The 23,198-nt window shown below is 41.7% G+C and carries 18 protein-coding genes and 3 tRNA genes; 13 read left to right on the top strand and 8 right to left on the bottom strand.

Annotated elements, in window-relative coordinates:
• Positions 1-116 precede the first annotated feature (116 nt).
• The gene (locus tag HWQ37_RS17640) at positions 117-938 is read right to left on the bottom strand and encodes a sulfurtransferase (protein ID WP_292749165.1); all 822 of its coding nucleotides are present in this window, start codon (positions 936-938) and stop codon (positions 117-119) included.
• Positions 939-965: 27 nt separating this feature from the next.
• Between HWQ37_RS17640 and HWQ37_RS17635 the strand changes: the two genes are divergently transcribed.
• The 5 genes from HWQ37_RS17635 (at position 966) to HWQ37_RS17615 (ending at position 5,796) form a co-directional block, all read left to right on the top strand.
• On the top strand, positions 966-1,880 hold the full coding sequence (locus HWQ37_RS17635; RefSeq protein ID WP_292749164.1) for a tRNA (5-methylaminomethyl-2-thiouridine)(34)-methyltransferase MnmD: 915 nt from the start codon (positions 966-968) through the stop codon (positions 1,878-1,880).
• 474 nt (positions 1,881-2,354) lie between these two features.
• On the top strand, positions 2,355-3,599 hold the full coding sequence (locus HWQ37_RS17630) for a response regulator (protein ID WP_292749163.1): 1,245 nt from the start codon (positions 2,355-2,357) through the stop codon (positions 3,597-3,599).
• Between the two features lie 181 nt (positions 3,600-3,780).
• Entirely contained in the window at positions 3,781-5,133 is a 1,353-nt protein-coding gene (gene glmU / locus HWQ37_RS17625; RefSeq protein WP_292749161.1) for a bifunctional UDP-N-acetylglucosamine diphosphorylase/glucosamine-1-phosphate N-acetyltransferase GlmU, read from the top strand.
• A gap of 47 nt (positions 5,134-5,180) precedes the next feature.
• Positions 5,181-5,396, top strand: coding sequence for a type II toxin-antitoxin system HicB family antitoxin (locus HWQ37_RS17620; RefSeq protein WP_292749158.1), 216 nt, complete (start codon positions 5,181-5,183; stop codon positions 5,394-5,396).
• Complete coding sequence (locus tag HWQ37_RS17615) at positions 5,374-5,796, top strand: DUF29 family protein (protein WP_292749156.1); 423 nt, start codon at positions 5,374-5,376, stop codon at positions 5,794-5,796. The genes HWQ37_RS17620 and HWQ37_RS17615 overlap by 23 nt, the downstream gene beginning before the upstream one ends.
• Here the strand turns inward: HWQ37_RS17615 and HWQ37_RS17610 are convergent.
• The 4 genes from HWQ37_RS17610 to HWQ37_RS17595 form a co-directional block, all read right to left on the bottom strand.
• Positions 5,787-6,740, bottom strand: a complete 954-nt coding sequence (locus tag HWQ37_RS17610; protein WP_292749153.1) for an isoaspartyl peptidase/L-asparaginase — start codon at positions 6,738-6,740, stop codon at positions 5,787-5,789. The two genes, HWQ37_RS17615 and HWQ37_RS17610, sit on opposite strands and share 10 nt — an antisense overlap.
• Positions 6,740-6,934, bottom strand: coding sequence for a DUF2256 domain-containing protein (locus HWQ37_RS17605; RefSeq protein ID WP_292749151.1), 195 nt, complete (start codon positions 6,932-6,934; stop codon positions 6,740-6,742). The genes HWQ37_RS17610 and HWQ37_RS17605 overlap by 1 nt, the downstream gene beginning before the upstream one ends.
• A gap of 669 nt (positions 6,935-7,603) precedes the next feature.
• Positions 7,604-8,440 carry a PEP-CTERM sorting domain-containing protein gene (locus tag HWQ37_RS17600; RefSeq protein ID WP_292749148.1) on the bottom strand — a complete coding sequence of 279 codons (837 nt, stop codon included), beginning with the start codon at positions 8,438-8,440 and terminating at the stop codon, positions 7,604-7,606.
• Positions 8,441-8,836: 396 nt separating this feature from the next.
• Positions 8,837-11,764, bottom strand: coding sequence for a GAF domain-containing protein (locus HWQ37_RS17595; protein ID WP_292749146.1), 2,928 nt, complete (start codon positions 11,762-11,764; stop codon positions 8,837-8,839).
• 694 nt (positions 11,765-12,458) lie between these two features.
• On the opposite strand from HWQ37_RS17595, the gene HWQ37_RS17590 reads away from it, so the two are divergent.
• Positions 12,459-14,549: an ATP-binding protein gene (locus HWQ37_RS17590; RefSeq protein WP_292749143.1), complete on the top strand. Its 2,091-nt coding sequence runs from the start codon at positions 12,459-12,461 to the stop codon at positions 14,547-14,549.
• Here the strand turns inward: HWQ37_RS17590 and HWQ37_RS17585 are convergent.
• Entirely contained in the window at positions 14,518-14,973 is a 456-nt protein-coding gene (locus HWQ37_RS17585; RefSeq protein WP_292749140.1) for a GNAT family N-acetyltransferase, read from the bottom strand. The two genes, HWQ37_RS17590 and HWQ37_RS17585, sit on opposite strands and share 32 nt — an antisense overlap.
• A 109-nt stretch (positions 14,974-15,082) precedes the next feature.
• Here HWQ37_RS17585 and HWQ37_RS17580 point away from each other — a divergent pair, with 109 nt between their 5' ends.
• Positions 15,083-16,228 carry a quinone-dependent dihydroorotate dehydrogenase gene (locus tag HWQ37_RS17580; RefSeq protein ID WP_292749137.1) on the top strand — a complete coding sequence of 382 codons (1,146 nt, stop codon included), beginning with the start codon at positions 15,083-15,085 and terminating at the stop codon, positions 16,226-16,228.
• Positions 16,229-16,253: 25 nt separating this feature from the next.
• Here the strand turns inward: HWQ37_RS17580 and HWQ37_RS17575 are convergent, their stop codons facing one another.
• The gene (locus HWQ37_RS17575) at positions 16,254-16,976 is read right to left on the bottom strand and encodes a hypothetical protein (RefSeq protein ID WP_292749135.1); all 723 of its coding nucleotides are present in this window, start codon (positions 16,974-16,976) and stop codon (positions 16,254-16,256) included.
• A gap of 433 nt (positions 16,977-17,409) precedes the next feature.
• Here HWQ37_RS17575 and HWQ37_RS17570 point away from each other — a divergent pair, with 433 nt between their 5' ends.
• The 5 genes from HWQ37_RS17570 to HWQ37_RS17550 all read left to right on the top strand — a co-directional run bounded on the left by HWQ37_RS17570 (position 17,410) and on the right by HWQ37_RS17550 (position 19,688).
• Positions 17,410-17,532, top strand: coding sequence for a hypothetical protein (locus HWQ37_RS17570; protein ID WP_292749133.1), 123 nt, complete (start codon positions 17,410-17,412; stop codon positions 17,530-17,532).
• Between the two features lie 21 nt (positions 17,533-17,553).
• Positions 17,554-17,679, top strand: a tRNA-OTHER gene (locus HWQ37_RS17565).
• A 56-nt stretch (positions 17,680-17,735) separates the two neighbouring features.
• A tRNA-OTHER gene (locus tag HWQ37_RS17560) sits at positions 17,736-17,863 on the top strand.
• A 59-nt stretch (positions 17,864-17,922) separates the two neighbouring features.
• Positions 17,923-18,049 (top strand) — tRNA-OTHER (locus tag HWQ37_RS17555).
• A 37-nt stretch (positions 18,050-18,086) separates the two neighbouring features.
• Positions 18,087-19,688 (top strand): TROVE domain-containing protein, encoded by a 1,602-nt coding sequence (locus HWQ37_RS17550; RefSeq protein WP_292749131.1) that lies wholly within the window; start codon positions 18,087-18,089, stop codon positions 19,686-19,688.
• Positions 19,689-19,882: 194 nt separating this feature from the next.
• Here the strand turns inward: HWQ37_RS17550 and HWQ37_RS17545 are convergent, their stop codons facing one another.
• Entirely contained in the window at positions 19,883-22,234 is a 2,352-nt protein-coding gene (locus HWQ37_RS17545; RefSeq protein WP_292749128.1) for an NACHT domain-containing protein, read from the bottom strand.
• 152 nt (positions 22,235-22,386) lie between these two features.
• Here HWQ37_RS17545 and HWQ37_RS17540 point away from each other — a divergent pair, with 152 nt between their 5' ends.
• Entirely contained in the window at positions 22,387-23,046 is a 660-nt protein-coding gene (locus HWQ37_RS17540; protein WP_292749126.1) for an exonuclease, read from the top strand.
• The last annotated feature ends 152 nt before the right edge of the window (positions 23,047-23,198 follow it).

The raw sequence follows: 23,198 nt of genomic DNA, 5'->3' as shown, positions 1-23,198 counted from the left end.
CGCCCTCTCCAATCAACTGCACAAAGTTTTTTCTTTCTTTGTATGAAACCACCCTGCCTCTTAAAAAGGAGGGTTGGGGAGGGGTGATTCAAGGATTTTTGCAAGAGGTCTAATGACTATAAATAAGAAATCCAATCACTCCAGCTACCAGCATAAAGCTTACCCTTGCCAATACCAGCTAATTCTAAAGAGAGTAAATTTACACAAGCAGTAACACCAGAACCGCAATATACCAAGATTTCTTCGGCTGTTTCTAGCTTTTCCCAGCGACGGCGTTGTTCTTCTTGAGGAAGTAGGTAGCCGGAAGAGTCTGTAACTTCTTGCCAGGGATAGTTGACAGCACCGGGAATATGTCCAGCAATTCGATCGATTGGCTCTCGTTCGCCTCGGTAGCGATCGCTCTCTCTCGAATCTACCAATGCTACCTCCTGGCTATCTTTCCGGCTTTTCACTGCTGTAATATCTACCACTTTTTCTGTTTGTACTTGAGCGACAAACGTACCCATCCGGGGGGGAGGAATAATATTTGTAACAGAATACCCAGCTTTTTGCCATCCAGCCAAGCCGCCATCTAGTACTGCTACTTGCTCATGTCCTAAATAGCGCAACAGCCACCATAGACGAGCTGCAAAGGCAAAGCGCGAATCATCATAAGCTACAACTAAACTTTTTTGGTAATTTACCCCAATTGCTGCCAATTTGTTAGCTATATCATTAGGGTTAGGTAAAGGATGTCTCCCGCCATGCTTACCCACCGGACTGGAAAGATCCTGATTCAAATCTAGGTAATATGATCCTTCTATATGACTTGTCTGGTACTGTTGTTTTCCTAGTTGTGGATCGGCTAAAGAAAAGCGACAATCCACAATAACAACTTGCGGATCTTCTAGATGTTCAAACAACCAAGCTGGCGAAACAACAAATTGGGGATTGGGCATTGGTCATTATTTAATTTTTTTATTAAGATGTCAGACTTAGAAAATTTTACACCTAAGTTAACAGCAGATGGTTCTTTCACCTTTGTCTCTCAAGAGTTTGGTGAATCCTTTCACAGCCATTATGGAGCTACGCAGGAGAGTTTTTGCAAGTTTGTGGAACCTACCCAACTGGCTACAGCAGCGCAAAAACCAGCCTTGCGACTATTAGATGTTTGTTATGGTCTAGGATATAACACAGCTGCTGCTTTGCAAAGAATTTGGGACGTAAATCCTAGTTGTTGTGTTGAAGTAATCGGTTTAGAACTGAATCCAGCAGTGCCACAAGCAGCGATCGCTCATCATTTGTTCGACAATTGGAACTGTAACTATATTGAAATTTTGAAACCTCTAGCTTTTGAGCATCAAGTACAAACACCTTGCCTGAAAGCGAAGCTACTTATTGGTGATGCTAGAACTACGATCGCACTAGTACGTCAGTCGGGTTTCTTGGCAGATGCAATTTTCCTCGATCCCTTTTCACCACCACAGTGTCCTCAATTATGGACTATTGAATTTATTAAACAGCTGTCATTGTGTTTACATCCAGATGGTTTATTAGCCACCTATTCTTGTGCTGCTGCTGTACGCACAGCACTTTTGTCTGCTGGCTTGATGATATCTTCTACCCCACCCGTAGGAAGGCGATCGCCTGGTACTGTGGCTACACATTCTAGGAGTGCTGAATCTAAAGATTGCTCTACCCTCTCAGAAGTTGAAAAAGAACACTTGCTAACTCGTGCTGCTATTCCCTATCGAGATCCTCAATTGAGCGATTCAACCGAAGTTATAGTTATGCGGCGAGAACAAGAGCAACAAACCTCTTGCCTAGAACCTGCCTCTCATTGGCGAAAAAGGTGGCTATTGGGAACACAAGGCAGGGATTTTATCGGAACTAGTTTGTAGTTTTATTGTAATATAATCGAGTTTTTACGAGCCAAATAGCTTATTTATATGTTAGTGTTTAATATCACATACACCTTAACAGTACTTGCATATTGCTATAACCGAGTAACTAAGTAAAAACATTTATATCAAATGATTACAGTAATTACTATAAACACTTGAAACTTAAAAACCGATATTTCGAGATAAAGCACTGATTTATAACGCTTTTTGACCCAGCTAGATTAAAAAATCTCCGTAAAAAACCCGATTTAACATTTGTTAGAATTTATCATACTGGAATTAGAAGCAAAAAATTTGACAATAAGATACACATTGTTCGTAACATAAAAGATACAGACTGCGAAAAATTCAAATCGGCAGCTTGACATCATGGATAATCCATGTCGAAACTCTGGCTCAGATACAGTCGAATATTAAATTTGTTTTTGAAATCTAACACTGTTAACTTGTACAAAAACTTGGAGTGGCTTTGTGATTCAATGGAAATCCAACCATACCGGCTTTACAGAAAAAATTGTTAATGGGTCAAACCCCATTAGCATAGTGAAGAGTATCGGTTCAAATCATGCCGTAGGATCGCAAAATGCGGAGAGCTATTCTTTAGCCTTCTCTCAAGAAGACCTTATCCTTGAAGAAAGGCAAGCAATCTCTTCTTGGATAAAATCCGATGTTAATTGTGGTGATGATTTATTGGTCTCTAGAACACTACAATGCGAAGGTTCTAAAGTGAATGGTTTTGATTTAGATCCGCCGAAGGTTTTAGTCGTTGACGATCATGCCGCCAGTCGGATGACTGCTGTTGCCCTTTTGGGGATGGATGGATACGAGGTGATTGAGGCGGATAGTGGTTCGATTGTTGTCGAATTGGTAACTCAAAAACAACCAGATTTGATTTTGCTGGATGTGATGATGCCAGGAATGGATGGATTTGAAGTTTGCCAATTGCTTAAACAGGATGAACAGACTAGGCTAATCCCAGTAATTTTTATTACAGCGTTAAATGACAGGCGATCGCGCATTCGGGGAATTGAAGTCGGGGCAGATGATTTTCTCACTAAACCCTTCGATCGGGTGGAATTGGCGGCGCGTGTAAAGTCCTTGGTGCGGCAGAAGCGTCTAAACGAAGATTTAGACCATACCGAACAAGCATTGTTTTCCATTGCCATGTCTATCGAAAGTCGCGATCCGAATACAGGCAACCATTGCGAACGTCTAGTAAAACTCGGACAAGTTTTTGGTGAATACCTCAGCCTCTCACGCTATAAAATTCGAGATTTGATGTGGGGTGGTTATCTCCATGATATAGGTAAAGTGGGTATTCCCGATGCGGTGTTGCTGAAAAAAGGCGAACTCACCCCCGAAGATTGGCAGCTTATGCAGCAGCACGTTTTGATTGGAGAAAAAATCTGCCAGCCACTACGCAGTATGCGCGGTGTAATTCCGATTATTCGTCATCACCACGAACGCTGGAATGGCACAGGCTACCCCGATGGACTTAAGGGAGATGATATTCCCTACTTGGCGCAAGTGTTTCAGTTAATTGATATTTATGATGCCCTAACCAGTGAACGACCTTACAAAAGAGCTTATACTTCCGCAGAAGCACTTTTAGTGATGCAAGAAGAAACTGATTCTGGTTGGCGTAATCCCAAACTAATGCAGCAGTTTGCAGAGTTTATTCGCTGTTGTCAGGAAAAAGAGAGGAGTGGGGAGTAGGGAGTAATGATTTTTAGCTTCATTAATTTTGAATTTTGAATTTTGAATTTTGAATTCGGAGCTAGGCGACGTGACTCCTTTGATATTTTCAGTCTTCTATGGTTAGCTGGTATGATTTGAAGCTGTATTTTAAAGTACCAACAGCATTAATCACAATTTCACTGATAGCTGATAGCTAATTATGGTAGTCGTAGCAATTCTAGCAGCAGGACGCGGCACACGGATGAAATCACGCTTACCCAAGGTTTTACATTCTTTGGGTGGGCGATCGCTAGTAGAGAGAGTTCTCGAAAGTGTAGAACCACTTTCGCCTTCACAGCGAATCGTGATTGTCGGATATCAATCCGAGGAAGTGCAAGCCGCCATGCATTCGATTCCCAATTTGGAGTTTGTCGAACAGACTGTGCAATTGGGGACAGGTCATGCAATCCAGCAATTACTTCCTCACTTGGAAGACTACGCTGGAGATTTGCTGGTACTTAACGGCGATTTACCGTTAATACGCAGCGAAACTCTCAAGCAGATGTTACAAACTCATGTCCAAAATCAAAACGCCGCCACTATTCTTACCTCGCACCTACCCGACCCCACGGGCTACGGGCGAGTTTTTTGTAACGATGAAAATATTGTGCAGCAAATGGTCGAACACAAGGATTGTACAGCTGCCCAAAGACAAAATCAGCGAATTAACGCTGGAGTTTACTGCTTTCGCTGGCCAGATTTGGCAAAGGTGCTTCCCCACCTAAAGCCAAACAATGCCCAAAAAGAATACTATCTTACCGATGCTGTGACTCAGGTGGGACAAGTAATGGCAGTGGATGTAAAAGATTACCAAGAAATTCTCGGTATCAACGATCGCGTGCAACTGGCAACAGCATCCGAAATTTTGCAAAAACGAGTCAAGGAAAAATGGATGTTAGCGGGTGTCACCCTCATCGACCCTACAAGCATCACCATCGATGAAACTGTGGAATTGCAGCCGGACATAATTATTGAACCCCAAACTCACCTGCGGGGAAATACGGTCATTAAAACAGGAAGTCACATTGGGCCGGGGAGTTTAATTGAAAATAGTCAATTAAGTGAAAACGTCACAGTGCAATATTCAGTAGTTATAAATAGCACCGTGCAGGCCGGAAGTCGAATTGGCCCTTATACTCATTTGCGCGGTCAGGTACAGGTGGGTGCTGGTTGCCGTGTAGGGAATTTTGTGGAATTGAAAAATACGCAATTAGGCGATCGCACCAATGCTGCACATTTATCATATATAGGTGATACAGTTGTCGGCAATCAGGTGAATATTGGTGCTGGTACAATTACTGCCAATTATGACGGCGTGAAGAAACATCGCACCAAAATAGGCGATCGCACAAAGACTGGTGCCAATAGCGTTTTAGTGGCTCCCCTCACCTTGGGAGATGATGTCTACATTGCAGCTGGTTCTACTGTGACAGAAGATGTACCTGATAATTCTTTGGTAATTGCCCGTAGTCGTCAGGTGGTGAAACCAGCTTGGCGCAAGAAGAGCGAATAAAGCGATAATTCAATCATCAGATTAGCTGATTCAACTAGAGGTAAAAGATGAGGAAAACAAAACAACTTACCGCAATTATTGAGCGTGAGGAAAAGGGCTATGTATCGCTTTGTCCAGAATTAGATATTGCTAGCCAAGGTGACACCATCGAAGAAGCACGCAGTAATTTAGTTGAGGCATTAGAATTATTTTTTGAGACAGCTGACCCTTCTGAAGTCCAAGACCGACTAATTACAGAAGATGGAAGAACTGCTAGAACTTAGGCAACTTCTAGAACAAGGCAAAATCCATGAGGCGCTGCTGTTGGTGGATGAGTTAGAAGAAATGAGCCTCAGTGACAAAATCAATAAAATTGATAGTTATGGTGTAATTCTGCTCATCCATTTAATTAAACAAAAGGCTGAAAAACGTTCTACTCGCTCTTGGGATGTTTCAATAGAAAATACAGTGCGGGAAATCAACAAAATAAACAAGCGCCGCAAATCCGGTGGCTTTTACTTGAATCAAGCAGAATTAATCGATATTCTGGAACAAGGATATCAGGTGGCACTGAAAAGAGCGGCGCTAGAAGCTTTTGAGGGGCGTTATGAAGCCCAAGAATTAGCCGCAATGGTTGACTGGCAAGAAATCTTAACTCAGGCGCTAGAATTTATTCAACAATAGCCAATCAATTCACTATCATTCCATTCCAAAGTATCGCCAATTTTTTCGCCGTCATGGTAGGCAGCGAGTAAGATTTCGCTAGTTTTTCCCCAAGCGATCGCTCCACTGATATCTAAGGCGATCGCTCCTAAATCTCGTTTATTCTGGTGCGCTTCCCCAAGCGATCGCTGCATAGCATCCTTCAGGGACATTCCATCAGTTACACGTACTACAATCCGTGCCGCTAAACACTCATCAATAATATCTTCCCCAATCCCAGTACAGCTTACACCAGCATGACTAGTTGCATAATTACCTGCTGGCATCGCCGAATCACTCACCCTGCCAATCCGTTCAAAGCCTTTACCCCCGGTGGAAGTGCCAGCAGCTAACTTACCAGATGCATCTAAAGCTACTACACCGATGGTACCGCGTCCGGCATTGCTGGTTTCTAGGAGTTCGGGTTCTGCTACCACACCAGCCATTGTACTTTTAAAATTATCCTGGCGCTCTTGTATCCACTCTTGTAACCGCAAATCAGTTAAAGCGTTATAGCTGGGAATTTGCATTTCCCGCGCCAACTCAGCCGAACCGAAATCTGATAACACTCGGTCTGGTGAGCTTTGTAAAAATTGTGCTAAATCAATAGGATTTTTCACCCGCGAGATATTAATCACACCACTAAACCGCCCTGATGCACCATCCATTAGGGAAGCACTCATGCGGATTTGCCCATCAGATTGCAATACTGAACCAGTACCAGCATTAAAACGGGGGTTGTCTTCGAGCATTAGGCAACCCTGCACCACTGCCTCAGAAGCGGTTGCTCCTGACAATAGTAGAGAATAGACTTCTTCTATTACTGTATGGAGCGATCGGCGCACCGCCTCTAATCCTCCTTTACCGTGGAGAGAACTACCAGCCCCGCCATGAATAATTAATTTAGGTTGCACCTGTAACTCCATTAATCTCTTGCGCTATTTGCGTCTGTATTGCGGTTGGCTTCATTTTGAGCTTCAGAACGGCGACGACGACAACGTTCTGAGCAGTATTTCACATCGTCCCAGCAATCTTGCCACTTTTTACGCCATGTGAAAGGACGTTGACATACCGGACAGATTTTTGTTGGTAGGTCAGATTTAGAACGAACACGTCCCATATAAATGCTGTCTAGAGGAGAGTTTAATTTCTCAGAGAGATGGAAAATAATTATAACCAGTTTGCAACAAAGCGACGATACTTTCGACGAACAAATATATTGTCAATCTATCTTTAGAAATGTTTTTAGCCTCTCTCCTAAAAAAAGAGAGAGGCTTTGAATCTTAGTATCCTTTTTAGGACTTACGCAACCTAGATCCCCCCTAGCCCCCCTTAAAAAGGCTACCGTATATACACAAGTCGAATTACCCCCCTTAATCCCCCCGATATATTGGGGGGAAATAAGAAATCTAGTTCCCTCCCCTTTGCAAGGGGAGGGTTAGGGTGGGGTAAAACTGACGCAAAAAACCAGGTGAGTAAGCTATTTCAGACTTATGTATACACCGTAGCCTTAAAAAGGGGGGAACTTCTAAAGCCCCCTTTTTAAGGGGGTTGGGGGATCTCAGTGCGGTAAGTCCTGCTTCCCTTTTAGCGCTTTTATTTACTCTCGCCAGAGAATAATAGCTAACTAAAGTGTCTTAAACTCTTTGCTGGAGTCTATTTGAGGAAAGAGAACCTGCTGAAACTATAAAATTCATGGACAATTACTGTGAATAGTATGGAAAGCTATTTCCAGAAGTAAGGAGTTATGAAGCCTGATATTGCAGACTTATGGGGTGTTTGTCCTTTATTAACCTAGCAACGCAGTCGAAGAAGCTCTTTTACGCTTGCGGATTGAGACAGCACCAAGGACACTGCAACTTAACAGCGAACCTAGAATTGTTGAGGGTTCAGGGACAGTATAGACGTTCACCTGATTCTTTTTGAATTCTACTAAGGTTAAATGAGTTGACTTATCAAAAGTGCGGGAATATTTACCCTTAAAGCTAGTCGAAGCATATTCCTTTTTGCCGCCAAAGGATTTGTCAATAGAATTCTGATTTAAATCAAGAGTTATGCTACTACTGGGTTTAACAACAAAAGCATCATTGTTACCTAGAGTTGATAAATTTCCATAAATATTGAAAGAGTCCAAAAGAGCGCCACTGTCGCTATCGAATAACTGATATGACAACTCTCCAGAAGCATTTGCACGTTCAGTTAATCCATCATCAATGGATGTTTTAAGTTTAAATAAGCCACTGAAATCAAAAGAAAACTCTTTGTCTACTGCAAAGTTATAACCGATAATCGCCGCAAAGCTGTTCGCCGTCCCTGTATAGCCATAACCCTGACCTTCAGCTTGGCTGAAAGACCAATTGGACGCAGAGTTTTTTGTATCGGGATTAAACTGAGCTTCAGCATTAGCTTTAGCAGTTACTTTACCACGTGTGCCAATAGTTTCAGTCACAGTATTAGTCAGAGAGTCAACACTTAAAGGGTTGCTACTAAAGTTGTTGATGTTGAATCTTGACTCAGAAGATGCAAAGGTAGCAGCTTGGCTCGGTAAAGTAGCCAATATCGAACTAGCGATCGCTGGAGTAGCTAGTACCAAAAAACGCATTGCAAATTTAATGTAGTATTTCATACAAGTTTCTAATTTTCCTTTGTTTTTGATAATGTTGTAAATTTGCCATGCTTACTGACCCATTTACTAGTAAGTGGGAGTAAAATATAAGTAAGCAGGATGGACAACTTGGGCAATTTCCAAGCCGATTTTGTCTTATCCAGAAGAAATCTTCTATCCAAGAACGAATATTTATTTACCGTTACTGCACCATTAATTACGTAATAACCGTATCAGTGATTTAGTCATGAATCATGGGCAGCAGATAATTAATTACATACTTATACTACCCGTGCATCCACTAGTTTGTTGTAAAGTTTGAGTGAAACGGAGAGTTTTTTTATTGGTATTTACGTAAGGATTCAGGTAGGCAGGAGTTGAAATCAGTGATGTTGATAGCAAGCACGCAAAGCTGCACTAAGAATCATGAATAGCTAACGGCAGCAACAAGCGACTGACTACTCGATTATCGGGTAATTGATAAAAATTCAACTCTCCTCCTAGTTCCTGTACGAGGTTTTGGCAAATCACCAGATGTAAAGCTGGTGGTTGGTCGAGGTTGGAGGGAGCAAGCACATCTTTGGGTGTATTATTATGTAGTTCCGTAAGTAGCTGTGGTTCGATCGCACCGTTATATGTGATCGATAATTCTAGCGAGGTCTGATGTTCAGACCCTCCAGTTGTAGAAGAATGCTTTGTATCTGAGGGTTTTGACGGATCTAAACGGCGACACCAAATATCAATTCTGCTGCCAGTTTGAGAACGGTTACAGGCAGTAACCAATAATTCATGGATTACTAATTCAATTTTGACAATATCACCAGCGATCGCCATTGCAGATTGAGCGCTGGAGCTAGGAACGCCTCTAACTAATGAAGAATTCTTGGGCGCTTCTGGCTCGTCAATTGGTTGTCCCAAACCATGTACACCAATCCAGAGCTTTTGTTGTTTAAGTTGATTTTCGATCCGTTCGAGCGATCGCTTCAGTAAACTGGCTATGGGCATAGTTTCCCAACTAATATGTAGCTGCCAGTGTTCGAGTTTTAGCATTCCACTCATGGAGGTGGCTGTATGGTCTAATTGTCTGAGCAATAGCTGGTAGCGCATCTGAGTCAGTTCATTAGCAGGAATGCCTAAATCGTGTATTTGTTTCAGGGAGTGCGCCGTTATTCTTTGAATTTCTTCTAGACGACGATGTTTGTACCAGTTGAGTTGTCGTAATTCCTCTGTTGTGGATTCTAAAAGTCGGGTAATTTGCTTTTGGCGACGCCACCAAGCTAATTGAGAAATCAGAGTTGCGATCGCACTGAGGTTTTGTTCTGACCAGCGACGCTCTTGATAGTCTACAAGCAACACTACACCTGTAGCTTCATAATCAGCATTTGTACGTAATGCCATTACCAAAATTTGACTTTTATCTGGAATATTCAACCATTTCCGGGTTTCTGGAGGTAAATTATCCACCTTCAAAGTCAGGTAAGTCTCTGTAGCAAGTGCCCACTGAATTAAGGCTTCAGTCTGGATAGAAATAAATGCATCAGAAAAAATCCCAAATTGGCTATTATCAATTACTCCAGGGATAATTTCTGCCCAACTTTCGCCAGGTGTCCAAGATAGCATTAGTGCTAGTGGACAACCCAAAATTGATGCTATTTGTTCCAGCGCTGTATGTTCTAAATGCTTTTTTTCGACCTCAATGCTGTTCTGGGATTGTGTCAGTATGCGTAAACATTGCTCAAATGCCTGGGAAGTTTTTTGCTGCTGGGTGGTACGATTATGTAATTGCCACTGACGAACAATTACACCAATTTGTTGGCTGACAGCCCAGAGTAATTCTTTTTCTAGGGTTGTCCAAGAACGATAGGTTTCATGAGTAATCACCAAAAGTGCTGCTGGTATGTGTTCATGAGTGCATTTACAAACAAGTAGCGATCGCACATTATTCTCTAATAACGATGGCCGCCAGTTAAAAAAGCGTAAATCTTCATCTAAATTCTCAATTTCCAGCGCTTGAGTTGAACTTTGCAAAAGCTGCCCATCTAATTCTTTGAGAGCATGAAGGGTAAATGTCAACGGTCGGCGATTATGAGGCTGACTTTGGTAAGTAAATTGATAATTCTTCTGCTCAGAGTCATACTGCAACAGCAAAAAGCGGGTAGCACCTAATCGAGCTAAAACTCTTTTAGCACAACTATGTAAAGTTATCTGAAGGTCATGTTCGCTATAGATACCTTGGGCAACTTGGCTAGTCAGTTGAGCATCCTCTTGAATCTGTTTGATAGTGCTTTCCATGCTTTCGGTCGGTACAACCAGAGAAATTAAACCAGCAACACCCTGGACGAAATTTCTGTCTGTGTCCGTCCAGATGCGAGGTTCATTGCTTTCCACCGCCAGAAAACCGACTAAGTTTTTTTGCCAGATAATTGGAGCTGCTAGGAGCGATCGCACCTTCAGCCGTTGCAGCAATTTCGCTGTAAAATGACTATTTAAAGAACTGCGGGCATCACCAATCGAGACTATTTCGTTAACTGCCAAAGCATAATAAAAATCGCTCAACTCCTGTACAGTCATTCCGGCTGCTTGCTGACTGGTAGAATTGCGATCCATTTTCACCAGCTGATTGCTCATTCGACACCAAAAGTAGCGCCCTTCCCGCTCAAACCAGTAAACATTTGTCCGGTTGGGGGAGACAAATTTATGAGTCGCTTGCACTGCTGCTTCAAGTCTTTGATTCAGGTTACTGAGGGTGCGTAAATTTCCTAGCAATTCTAATAATGGCTCGTCACTTCGCCTGGTTTGCTTTTGCTGCTTGTGTGTCTCATTTTGATAAAGCACTGCCCCCAGTTCACCTAAAACCATCATCAAACGTGCTTTTGTTTCTCCTGTCAATAGATAGCCCCAGCGTTCCGAACCCAATAACAGCAAGCCCAAGCAACGGTCTTTGTAGCGAATTGGTAAAATAATCGTTCCTTGGATGTGGAATTTTTCGGCAATTTTTCGCCATTCGGCGGCGCGGATTTCAGTTTGCAAATCAGCAACGCCCAAAGGATGTTGTTCAATTACTACTTGCTCTAATAAATCCCCAGGACTGAGGACAACCCTTTGGTGTAAAAAGCTCATATCCCGATCTGGTGTGATGCCTCCTTTGCCAAATAATATGTGATTCAGGCGATCGTAAAGAGCAATCCAAATCAGTTTGTAGTCAAACTGTTCTTTGAGATAAGAAATAGTAGTTTCAATCAGAACGTCAACATCATCTTCTTCTCTGAGGCTTTGGAGGACGCGCCCTAAAGAGAGGATCTGCTGTTCGGCGGCTATAGGTTTTTGTGGCTGTGGCTGCCCCATCTGATTTATTGGTTAACATAACTTGTAATATATAAGATGCCCAGAAAAGCACCCTGAGTAATATTGCCACAGCTATGAGGATATGTTTGTGAACTACTCCTAGTAGCTATAAAGCTGAACTAGGAGCTTCTGTAATCACGGGGGAGTGGCTAAACTTAGACTTTCGCCCAAGATTAGGACTTACCTTCCCTCATACAGCAGCTAGGGTGTATACACAAGTAGAATTACCCCCCTTAATCCCCCCGATGCATTGGGGGGAAAAAAGAAATCTAGTTCCCTCCCCAATGCATCGGGGAGGGTTAGGGTGGGGTAAAACCTTGGGTTTTTCAGCTATTTCAGACTTGTGTGTACACCGTAGCCTACAGCAGAGACATCTGAACTTCCGCCTTCATCATTTCGACTGCGGTCAATGCAAGCATTCTGAATTTAATTCCTTAGTAACCAAAGGATAATCTTTCATTAATATATATATATTATCGTGCGTTTGATATAACCATTTTCCTAAATAAAAACTTGTTCACAAGACAAGATGGCTCAAAAGTTATCAATGGAAGTTTTTGACGATCCCAGTGTTATATCCCAGCAATTACTAGTACATTATGGAGTTGTGCCGCCAAAATTTATGATGGAGAAAATCTCTATATAAATCTGAAGGAATTATGCGATCGCTCCAAAAAAATAGCAACGAAAATTTATGTATACTGATTTATCAATCCCGAAAATAACGAAAAATTGGTTTCAGACTAATCAGCTTTATCTAATGAGAGCGATCGCTCGCGTAGAATACTTCTTAAAAAGTAATATCGATCGGGCGGAAGATACTGTTGACGAAGAGAATGTGCAGAGATGGGAAGAAATTAGAGAACGAGCTTACAAGTCTGAGAACTTTCAAGACGATGAAGAGAATTTTTACCCTACCGACATTGCTAACGAAACAGCATCGGCATTAGAACAGTTAACCAATATTTTTGACTTATCGCCATTTGAACAGGATATATTATTATTGTGTGCAGGAGCCGAATTAGATCGGAATTGGTCGTTGCTATTTGCTAAGTTTCAAGGCAATCCTCAGCAAAATCATCCTACTTTTAGTTTGGCTTTAGAAGTGTTACCAGAATCGCATTGGAGTGCGCTGATGCCTAACGCTTCGCTACGTCGATGGCGACTAATTGAAGTTGGAGCAGGTAATACTCTCACTACTAGTCCATTGCGGATTGATGAACGGATATTGCATCATCTGATGGGAGTACAACATTTGGATGAGCGATTGGCGGAGATTGAATTACCGATGCCAGAGGCGAATTATTTGGGATTGTCTCATCAAGAAATAGCAAAGCAGTTGGCAGATATTTGGTTGCAAGCATCAGATGAGACAGAAATGTTGCCAGTTTTGCAATTATGTGGAACAGAAATGGCGAGTAAATCAGCGATCGCCTTTACTGCTTGTACCTCTTTAGGATTAAATTTATACGCGATCTCCGCAGAATCAATTGTTACCGATACTAACCAACTGAATCTAATTAAATGTCTGTGTGAGCGGGAATGGATGTTAAGCAATCGCGTGCTTCTGCTAGATTGTGATGAATTAGAAATAATGGAAGCTAACCGGAATAGTGCGATCGCTCGTTTCATCGAAAGCATTCATTGCCCTTTAATTATTACCAGCCGCGATCGTCGCCGTCAAAGGCAGCGTCCCTTAATTACCTTTGATGTACATCAACCCACCTCAGAGGAACAGCAGTTAATTTGGCAAAATGCTTTGGGCAATATCGCACCCAACTTTCAAGGACACGTAGAAACTTTAGTATCCCATTTCAGTCTCAGTCCTACAGACATTCAGACTGCTTCTTTGAGAGTAAAAAGCCTAGTAAAAAAAGTAGAGGAGCAAAGGGACAAAGAAACACAGGAGAGTCTAGTTTCCCCATCTCCTCATTTCTACCTCTGGGATATTTGCCGCAACCAAGCACGTCCGCGTCTAGATGAGTTAGCTCAACGAATCGAGCCATCTGCCAGTTGGAACGACTTTGTATTACCAGAGAAAGAGCAGCGAATTTTGCACGAAATTGTCGCTCATGTAGCACAACGAACGAAGGTGTATAAGAGTTGGGGATTTGGCAGCAAAAGTGGGCGGGGACTGGGGATCAGTGCCTTATTTTCAGGGGCTAGCGGCACAGGTAAGACGACAGCAGCAGAGTTGTTAGCCAAAGAGTTGCAATTAGACCTTTATCGCATCGATTTAAGTTCAATTGTAAATAAATATATTGGCGAGACAGAGAAGAATTTGCGACGAGTATTCGATGCAGCAGAAACCGGTGGCGTTATTTTATTATTTGATGAAGCAGATGCTCTGTTTGGCAAGCGATCGGAGGTAAAAGACAGTCACGATCGCTATGCAAATATGGAAGTTAGTTACTTATTGCAGCGAATCGAATCTTATCATGGTTTGGCGATTTTAACTACTAACTTGAAAAGTTCAATCGACCAAGCTTTCTTGCGCCGCCTCCGGTTTGTTGTGCAATTCCCATTTCCTGATGCAAAGCAAAGAGCAGAGATTTGGCAGCGTGTTTTTCCTAGTCAAGCCCCGACTGAAGGGCTAGACTTCGCCAAGCTAGCTCAACTGAGTGTCACAGGGGGGAATATCCGTAATATAGCTTTAAATGCAGCTTTTATTGCCGCAGGTGCCAATGAGCCATTGAGGATGAAACATATTTTACAGGCTACCAAGAATGAATATATCAAACTGGAGCGATCGCTCACTGACACCGAGATAAATAATTGGGTGTAGCGATCTCGTTAAATAACTTTTGCATGAAGTATCTTTTATGCCCAAGTGGGTAATTTTCTTGAAGAGCAAATACAGTGTAACCTTGAGATTCATAAAATTCCTTAGCTTGAAACTCTAATGTCTCAAGATGAACCCCTACACAGTTTTGCTTTTGACCTTCTTTTTCAGCAGTTTTAAGGATGTTGCTGCCAATCCCTTTGCCGCGTAAGTCTTCTTGAACAACTAGGACTCTGATATAAAGCCAATCGCAACCGATTTCACCCAGAACTCCACCAACAATCAAGCCTGATTCATCTCGTGCAAAAACTGCTATGGATTGCCACTCCGACAACGGAAAAAAATCTTGATTGAACTGGCGAATCATTTGGATGACGGTCATCCGATCCTGCTGAGTTACTTCCTGTTCTACCTGAACTGTAATCATCCTGATTTTGCTGCTGGGTAAGGTTTTGACTTATACTCATTACCCACTCGTACAGAATTACGGAGTGAGTTCTGACTTCTGATTTCTGAGTTATTCTTTATAAAAACTAATGGATATTTATCAAGTTGCCATTCGTCCACTGTTGTTCAATCTAGTAAAAGCAGACCCAGAGTGGTTACAACAGCAGACGATTCGCAGTTTTAATTGGCTATCAGAAACAGGTACTAATCCTCCTGCTAGTTGGATAAACCACCGCCTACAAAAATCGTTGTGCTTGTACGATTCACGCCTAGAACAAAATTTGTTTGGGCTAAACTTTCCAAATCCCGTAGGGTTAGCAGCTGGCTTCGACAAGGATGGAGTCGCTGCTGGCATTTGGCCTAACTTGGGTTTTGGCTTTGCAGAACTAGGAACTGTAACTTTTCACGCACAGCCAGGAAATCCGCGTCCCCGTTTGTTTCGCCTAGCGTTGGATAAAGCTGCTCTGAATCGGATGGGCTTTAATAATAGTGGTGCAGCAGTAATGGCGGCACGTTTGGAACAAGAAAAGCATGAGTTAACTCGGTCAATACCCATAGGAATAAATTTGGGTAAATCTAAGGTAACTCCCCTAGAAGCAGCCGCACAGGATTATCTCGATAGTTTTCGTTTACTCAAGGATTTGGGAGACTATTTCGTTGTTAATGTCTCTTCTCCCAATACACCCGGATTGCGATCGCTCCAAGATGCTTCTATGCTCAGTGCTATTTTAGAATTACTACAACAAGAAAATAATACACAAAAACCAATTTTTGTCAAGATAGCGCCAGATTTATCATGGTCAGCGATCGCTGACATTATAACTCTTGCTAAAACCTACCAACTGGCGGGAATTATCGCCACTAACACCACCATTAGCCGTGATGGACTGAAAACCCAGGTGATTGACCAAACAGGCAAATCACCCCAGGAAGAAGCTGGCGGAATTAGTGGTGAACCATTGCGCGATCGCTCCACTGAGGTAATTCGTTTTATTTGGCAGCAAACCCAAGGACAAATCCCGATTATTGGCGTTGGTGGAATCTTTTCGGCTGAAGATGCTTGGGAAAAAATTACTGCTGGTGCTAGCTTGATCCAGGTTTATACAGGCTGGATTTACGAAGGTCCTCTGATGGTACGCCGAATTCTAGCTGGTTTACTTTCCAAGCTAGAACAAAGCGGATTAAATTCCATCAACGAAGCCGTGGGTTTACAAACAAAAATTCCAAAATTCTAATTTTGAATTTTGAATTTTGAATTATTTAACCTTTTTCCTCCACTGGGAAAAACTCTTTAGTTCTTTCCGAGTAAGACCAGGCAATACCATCAGGGTCTTTGTTGCGACTCCACTCAGGAAACTCTGGATCGTTTCGCCGTTTATAAACCGTGCTGGAATAGACATTTAGCCGTTTAGCAAGTTCAGATTGAATTAGAGAGCCAAAAATTAACTGTTTTTCCAGCGATCGTTTTGCTTCTTCATGGGTTAGCTGTGGGAGTGATTCGGTTTCGGGTTCCTCCTGTGGGGTTGGTGGTGCTAGGAGCGATCGCGCAGTTTTAGTAACTGGTTGAGCCGGAAGTCCTTTAACTGGCTCACTATTGTCAAGAATATTGCCGAGAATGCTCGCAGTTATAAAGTAATAAGACTGCTGCCCTGCCTCTTCAGAGTTCACTATACTAGCGCCAAATTCTGAGGCTTTAGTATCCAAGTAGCGTTTTGCCGTTGTTCCGGGAAAATTGCCCTTGATTGCCAAGTCCATTGGCGTAAGTCTGCCCTGATTTTCTCGAACCAACTGATGAAAAATTGGGTTAACTCGTACAGTCCACTGTTGCCATTGATATTCCTGCCAAATCTTGAAGCCAATTACCAGCACAATTACCGCCAGTAAAATTCTCCAAGTGGCAACTAGGAAAATAATCAAAAACGAGATGGGCAAAAGTAGAACGAGAAAAGCCTTACCGTTACCTTCTATGGGTTTCTCACTCATGCCGATTTTTGCCAAGTGAATTTTAGTAAATAATATGATCTATCTTGGCAAAAATTGTGACACTTTTTTGTATCTTTTGGCAAACTTATGGCAAAATTGCCGGCAAAAGGTTTATTCAGTAGGTGTTATAGGCTTATTAGCTTTCTGCTCGTATAAGATTGGTCTGCGATGCCTACGGCGGTAAACTACGCACAAAAGTTTTTCCCAGAGAAAATAACAGGGTTGCGATGAGAGCGATCGTAATACATCTCAAATAATATCTCTCAAAAATTGCGATCGGCAGCTTCCTTATACCACTCAGACTTTTCTTTCCAAAGCAATAATTCTAAATTAGCTTCCCAGACTCTTGACAACAGATAATACATATACTACATTAATAATACAAGTCAACTTTCATGAGGAAGTTAGCTTTCACCAGTAGCGAATAGCTCAAATGGCAGAGCGCCCACCTTGCCCTTACGGGCCGACATATCAAGGGTTATCGCATATAAAAAACACCCTCGATCAAACTTCTGGAGGTGTAGGTAAAAATCCTACTTCGCTACAGCAAATTTAGTGCTGAGTTTTAAATTGTCATGTAGTGGGTAGCCAAGTGGTAAGGCGCTTAATATCCTTATTCACCCCTTGCCTGTAAAGGCCGACGAATTGAGGGTTATCGTTAAAAACGAGCATTCGCGGGTTCAAATCCCGCTCCACTACACCAAATCTAGTCCTGAAATTTTAATTTTTAATTTTTAATTTTTAATTTTTAATTTTCATGTGGCGGGTAGCTCAGTGGATAGAGCGCTAAACATCCTTGTTCACCCCTTGCCTGCAAAGGCCGACGAATTAGGGTTATCGATTAGGGTTCGAGAGGTCGCAGGTTCAAGTCCTGCTCCGCTACACCAAATAATTTTAGATTTTAGATTAAATTTAAAATCCAAAATCCAAAATCCAAAATTTCATGTGGCAGATAGCTCAGTTTGGTAGAGCGCCGAAAAACATCCTTGTTCACACCTTGCCTGAAAAGGCCGACGAATTAGGGTTATCGCCTTTTAAGCCGGATGTCGCAGGTTCAAATCCTGCTCTGCCACCTTTCATTTTTGCCCGCAAGGGCCGGGAGATGAAGCGATGAATTACAATTTTTTCACTAAAAAGAAAACAACTACACCCCAAAATCAACCTATCCCCGGACGAGAAGCAGAAATGGTTCAGGGACGTTCCGGCGGCTGGATGTTTGATGCTGGTATTTGGAAAATGCTGCGCCGTTGTCTTTTAGTTGGCACAGCAAAAAGCACTTACTACGCTGGTAAACAGGAATTAACTGAGGATTTTGTGGCAGTTGTCAGAAAAGCTGTTGCCGAAAATCCTGGCCTTGTAGCAGAAGAAATTCTCTATGCTAGCGATGGACGCGCCATCAATAACAGTGCGCCTATATTAGCTTTGGTATTGCTATCAATGGGTGAAGCACCACAAGCAAAACAGGCGTTTGGTCAAATTTTCCCGCAAATTGTCCGCACTGGCAGCCACTTTTACGAATGGTTGAACTACACTAAATCTCTGCGGGGATTTGGCAAAGTAGTACGGGAAGCTGGTAAAACTTGGCTCTCAAGGGAAGATGTCAAGGGTTTAGCTTATCAACTGTTGAAATATCAACAGCGTCAAGGCTTCTCCCACCGCGATGCATTGCGGTTATTCCATGTCAAACCGCCTACAGAAAATCACCGTCAACTATTTGAGTGGGTAGTTAGAGGCTGGGAAGAATTACCAGCAGATATTCCCTCAGAGGCGTTGGCGCAGATTTGGTGGTATGAGTGGCTGAAGCGGAATCCAACCCAAACCCATGAAGCTATTTCTCAAGGACGCTTAACCCACGAAATGGCTGCACCAGTGGGCAAAATGGATAAGCAAGCTTGGCAGCTGCTACTTCAAGAAATGCCAATAGGTGCAATGCTGCGTAACCTGGGTTCTTTAACTGAACTGGGTGTGTTGCGAACAGATGAAAGTGCGAATTTGCAGCGAGTGGAAGCAGTTCTTAACAACAAAGAACATCTGCGTAAAGGTCGCATCCATCCGATTGATGTTTTGAAAGCACTCAAAACTTATAAATCTGGTGGAACATTAGGACGCAGTAAGAAAACTTGGAACACAGTTCCTCGGATTGTAGACATTTTAGAAAAGGCGGTTGAACTGTCTTTTGATGTTGTGCAACCCACAGGTAAAGTGTTTATGCACGCCGTAGACGTTTCTGGTTCTATGGGTAACTTGGTTGCAGATATGGGACTGACTTGCTGTGAAATTGCCACCACAATGGCACTGGTGACAGCAAAAGCGGAGAAAAACTACATGATTCGCGGCTTTGCTACAGAATTCCGGGAATTAAGTATCACTGCCAAAGATAGTTTTAGTTCTGCGGTTCGCAAAGCTAGCAATCAAAACTTTGGTGGAACGGATGCATCGGTAGCTTATGACTGGATGATTAAGAATAAGTTTAAAGCGGATGTAGTCTGCTTTTGGACTGACTCGGAAAGTTGGGCTGGGTATAAGCATCCAAGTCAAGCGCTGAAGGAGTACCGCAAAAAGGTAAATCCTAACGTCAAGGCGGTGTATGTCACCTTGACACCTTACCAAATTACTTTGGTAGATCCTGAAGATTCGCTATCTTGGGATTTGGCAGGGTTCGACCCAGGTACGCCTCGGATCATTCAGATGCTGGCTACGGGTGAATTGTAGATATTGCTGAAGGGTAAAGGATGAAAAACTTTATCCTTCATACTTCATGGCGGGTTATCCTTGTTCGCAACTTGCCTTTCGGGGACGAAGAATTTAGGATTATCGGTTATGTCTCCACCATTGTGGGGATTAGCGGGTTCAACCCCCGCACCCGCCTTTGTTTGATTTTTACCTTACGCAAAGAAGAAGGCGATTTAATTTTTGAATCGTCGTTTTTCTATTTCAGCGATGGGTAAGAGTAGGGTGTCTTCGATGTGCGATCGCACTTCAGGAGATACATTACAATTACTCTTCATACAATTAACTAATAATTCGTTAGCATCATAATACTGTTCTAAAGGTTTGCATAGTTCTTCATCAAACTGCCAACTATGACCAATATTTCGATGTTTAATTATTAAGTCATTAAAACTATTAAACCAAGTTTTCATATTAAATTGATGCCAGATTTTAAATTCGGCTTTATCGATTGTAGGGTGAGGAAGTTCTGCTTGAAGCTTATCTAATGATTGCTTCAAATATCCATTTAATTCAAAAGCATTAGCACGCTCAATAGAACGCTCAATAGTCAGACCAGGAGGAGAACCAAAGTATAAGGTAGCAGCTAAATCAAATGTAAGTTGACAATCAAGCATAAGGCTAACAGATTTAAGATTAAGAATACTACGATCTAAGTATATACAAAACCCTATTTCACTTTGTAATTTAGGGTTAGGAGAAGTAACACGGGCAAGAGTAAGAGACTGGCTTAGATAAAATGCTCGAGCTGCTGATGGTTTATAAAAATCAGTCAATAAGCATGATATTTGGTTCAACCATTTTAAAATTTGTTGTAACTTTATATTTTTAGTTGCAAGCACATCAATCTGCTGTTTCATTAATAAAAATAAGCAGTCCGTACTTGGCAACATCTCACTAGTTAGCAAAAATACTTCTCTCCAGCGTTTATCGGTAATTTTTATCGCCAGATTTTTCAAAGTATTATCTTCTAAAGAGTATGGTTTAGAACTAATAATAATTTTTCTAGCTGTAAAATACTCTTGAAATGTGAGGTGGGAAAATGAGTAAATTTCTCTAGCTCTTTCAACCAATAATCCATGCTGTGCCTCAATAGATTTCAAAACACCTTCACTATCTATCTGTAATTCTTCTGCCATAGTTTGAGTATTAGGTAAATTCTGAATGTAATCAGCAATATATCTTTCAATTTCTCTTTGCTTAATAAAGTAATCCTTACGGTCAAATGTAGTCAATGCTATTTGGCTGAGTAAATCCTCTTTTATTTGAACAGATAGCTTTTTATAAATATGTTCTCGCTCAATTATGCGTGTGGAATCCCATTGTCTAAGAAGTATACGAGTAGCCCTTTTGTATAACTCTGCTCGTTCAGCAGGAAAGTTACCTGAATCTTGAAACTCTAAACATAGAAATGTCAACATTAAAGGATCTGTAGCTAGTACTTTAATGTGCTTATTCTGTTCTATCTGTTGTATAAATTTATCAGCTAAATCTAATTTCTTTAGATGAAACCACTTTCTTACAAATACATAAATTTGCTTTTCGTCAAAATTGGCTATTTCAACTTCAGTAAAATTTTGAAATGTGTATTCTATCGCTGAAATCCGGCAGCTAATAACAAAAGAATTTGTGAAATAGTGGTTAATAAAATTCTGAACCTGTCTTAAAACTCGGTGAATGTCTTCTTCTCTAATCTCGTCTAAGCCATCGAGAAAAATAAACGCTTTGCCAGATTCCAGCAATTTAATAATTATAGAACTATTTATACTGCAATTATGAAATATAGACTGAATGAATAATATCAGATCAGGCTGATTGGCAGTTTCAGCAAACTCATTAAGTGTGATAAAAATTGGAACTGTATCAGTTGTAAATTGACCATTAATACACTGAAGAGCTAGATTTTTCAAAAAAGTTGTTTTTCCTGCTCCTGGCTTACCCAAAACCATCAGCTTGGAGTAGCGTTCAACCGCTATCAGCCCTGGAACTCGCTCTTCAATTACTTTACTTAGTCCAAACCGTCCACAATCTTGAGATTCTGAATCGAAGCTGTCTAGTAGTTGTGAAATCTTCAAACGTTTGCGTCCTGTTATGTTCTCCAGAATGTTGACATCTGTGTAGATATCATTCAATGGTATTGGCTGGGACATATCAAGAACTTTCATTGTGCCACAAAGTTCCTGAATGAATGGCTTTATTTTTTGGCGTACTTCTTGCACTAAATCATCGATATTAAAACTATTGTTATATTCTTGAATTATTTCTGATTCAGGAGTTGGAAGCTCTGGTTGAAGTCTAGCGTCTTTACCTAAAACCGCCACTTCTTGCCAATCCATATCTAACTTAAAACAAATTTCCTTGAAAACTTGATGTTTAACAGGTTTTCCTGCCAGGAAGTTTCCAATTGGCTGACGAGTGCTTAAATCCACCTCGCTTGCAAATTCATTTTGCGTTAATCCAGTGCGTTCAAAAGCTCTTTTTACCTTTTCTAACTTTTCTGGAGATACTCGCAGAGATTTCATTGCCATAGTCTAACCACACAGCCTGTGTCTACTTGAACTACTGAAATTGAAAATCCTACCTAACTAATACCCAAAATCACGCATTTCAAGAACTTTACCCCTACTCAATCTTATACACCAACCCTCGAAGCTAGTTGATGTAGTCATTCACAACACTTATGAAATCTACCTACATCAACGGACGATGCTACTATCAAGCTAATGGTGGCGTTCTTCTTCCTGCTGTCACCACAGTTTTAAAAGCGACACAGCCACCAAAGTCTCTAGCCGCCCTTTCTTCTTGGCGTAATAGAGTTGGCGATGCAGAGGCAAATCGAATCGCTGCTAACAGCCGCCGCCGAGGAAATGCTTTACATCAGTTGATTAAAGAACACCTGCAAGGTTACTCGCCCAAACTTAACAACAGCCTGATTCAGCCTTACTGGGATAGCGTTCAATCTGTGCTAAACCAACTTAGCGATATTCAACTGGTGGAACAACTTGTGCCTAACTATCAGGAACTTTACGCCGGGAAAGTTGATTTGGTTGCTTGTTACCAAGGTGTTCCGTATTTAATTGAATGGACTACAGCCGAGGAACCAAAACTGAGATTTGATAAGCTTTATGACAAGCCTTTACAACTAGCTGCTTATGGGGGTGCGATAAATCGGTATTATAGCGATCGCCTCTTTAACTGCAAAATTAACCATGCTCTCATTGTCGTAGCCTTGCCAGGTGAAGAAGCAGAGATTTTTGAATTTGATCGTGCAAGGCTAATTCATGTCTGGCATCAATGGCTTAATCGGCTGAATTTTTTCTTCAGTGCAGTTGCTGCCTAGAAGTGCGATCGCTTACGGTGCGCGGGTATGCGATCGCACTTTTTGAGAAGTACACTTACTATCTTTCGCCTTAACGAAATTGGAGCTTGCGGCACGATATTTTAGTCTGAGGTGAGATTGTAAGGCTTACGTTTGTCTATCCTTACTACCAG

It is taken from the genome of Nostoc sp. NMS4, from assembly GCF_017115095.1.
Classification (GTDB): Bacteria; Cyanobacteriota; Cyanobacteriia; order Cyanobacteriales; family Nostocaceae; genus Nostoc.
The sequence above is the reverse complement of the archived record's forward strand: the minus strand, read 5'-3'. Positions and strand labels throughout refer to the sequence as shown.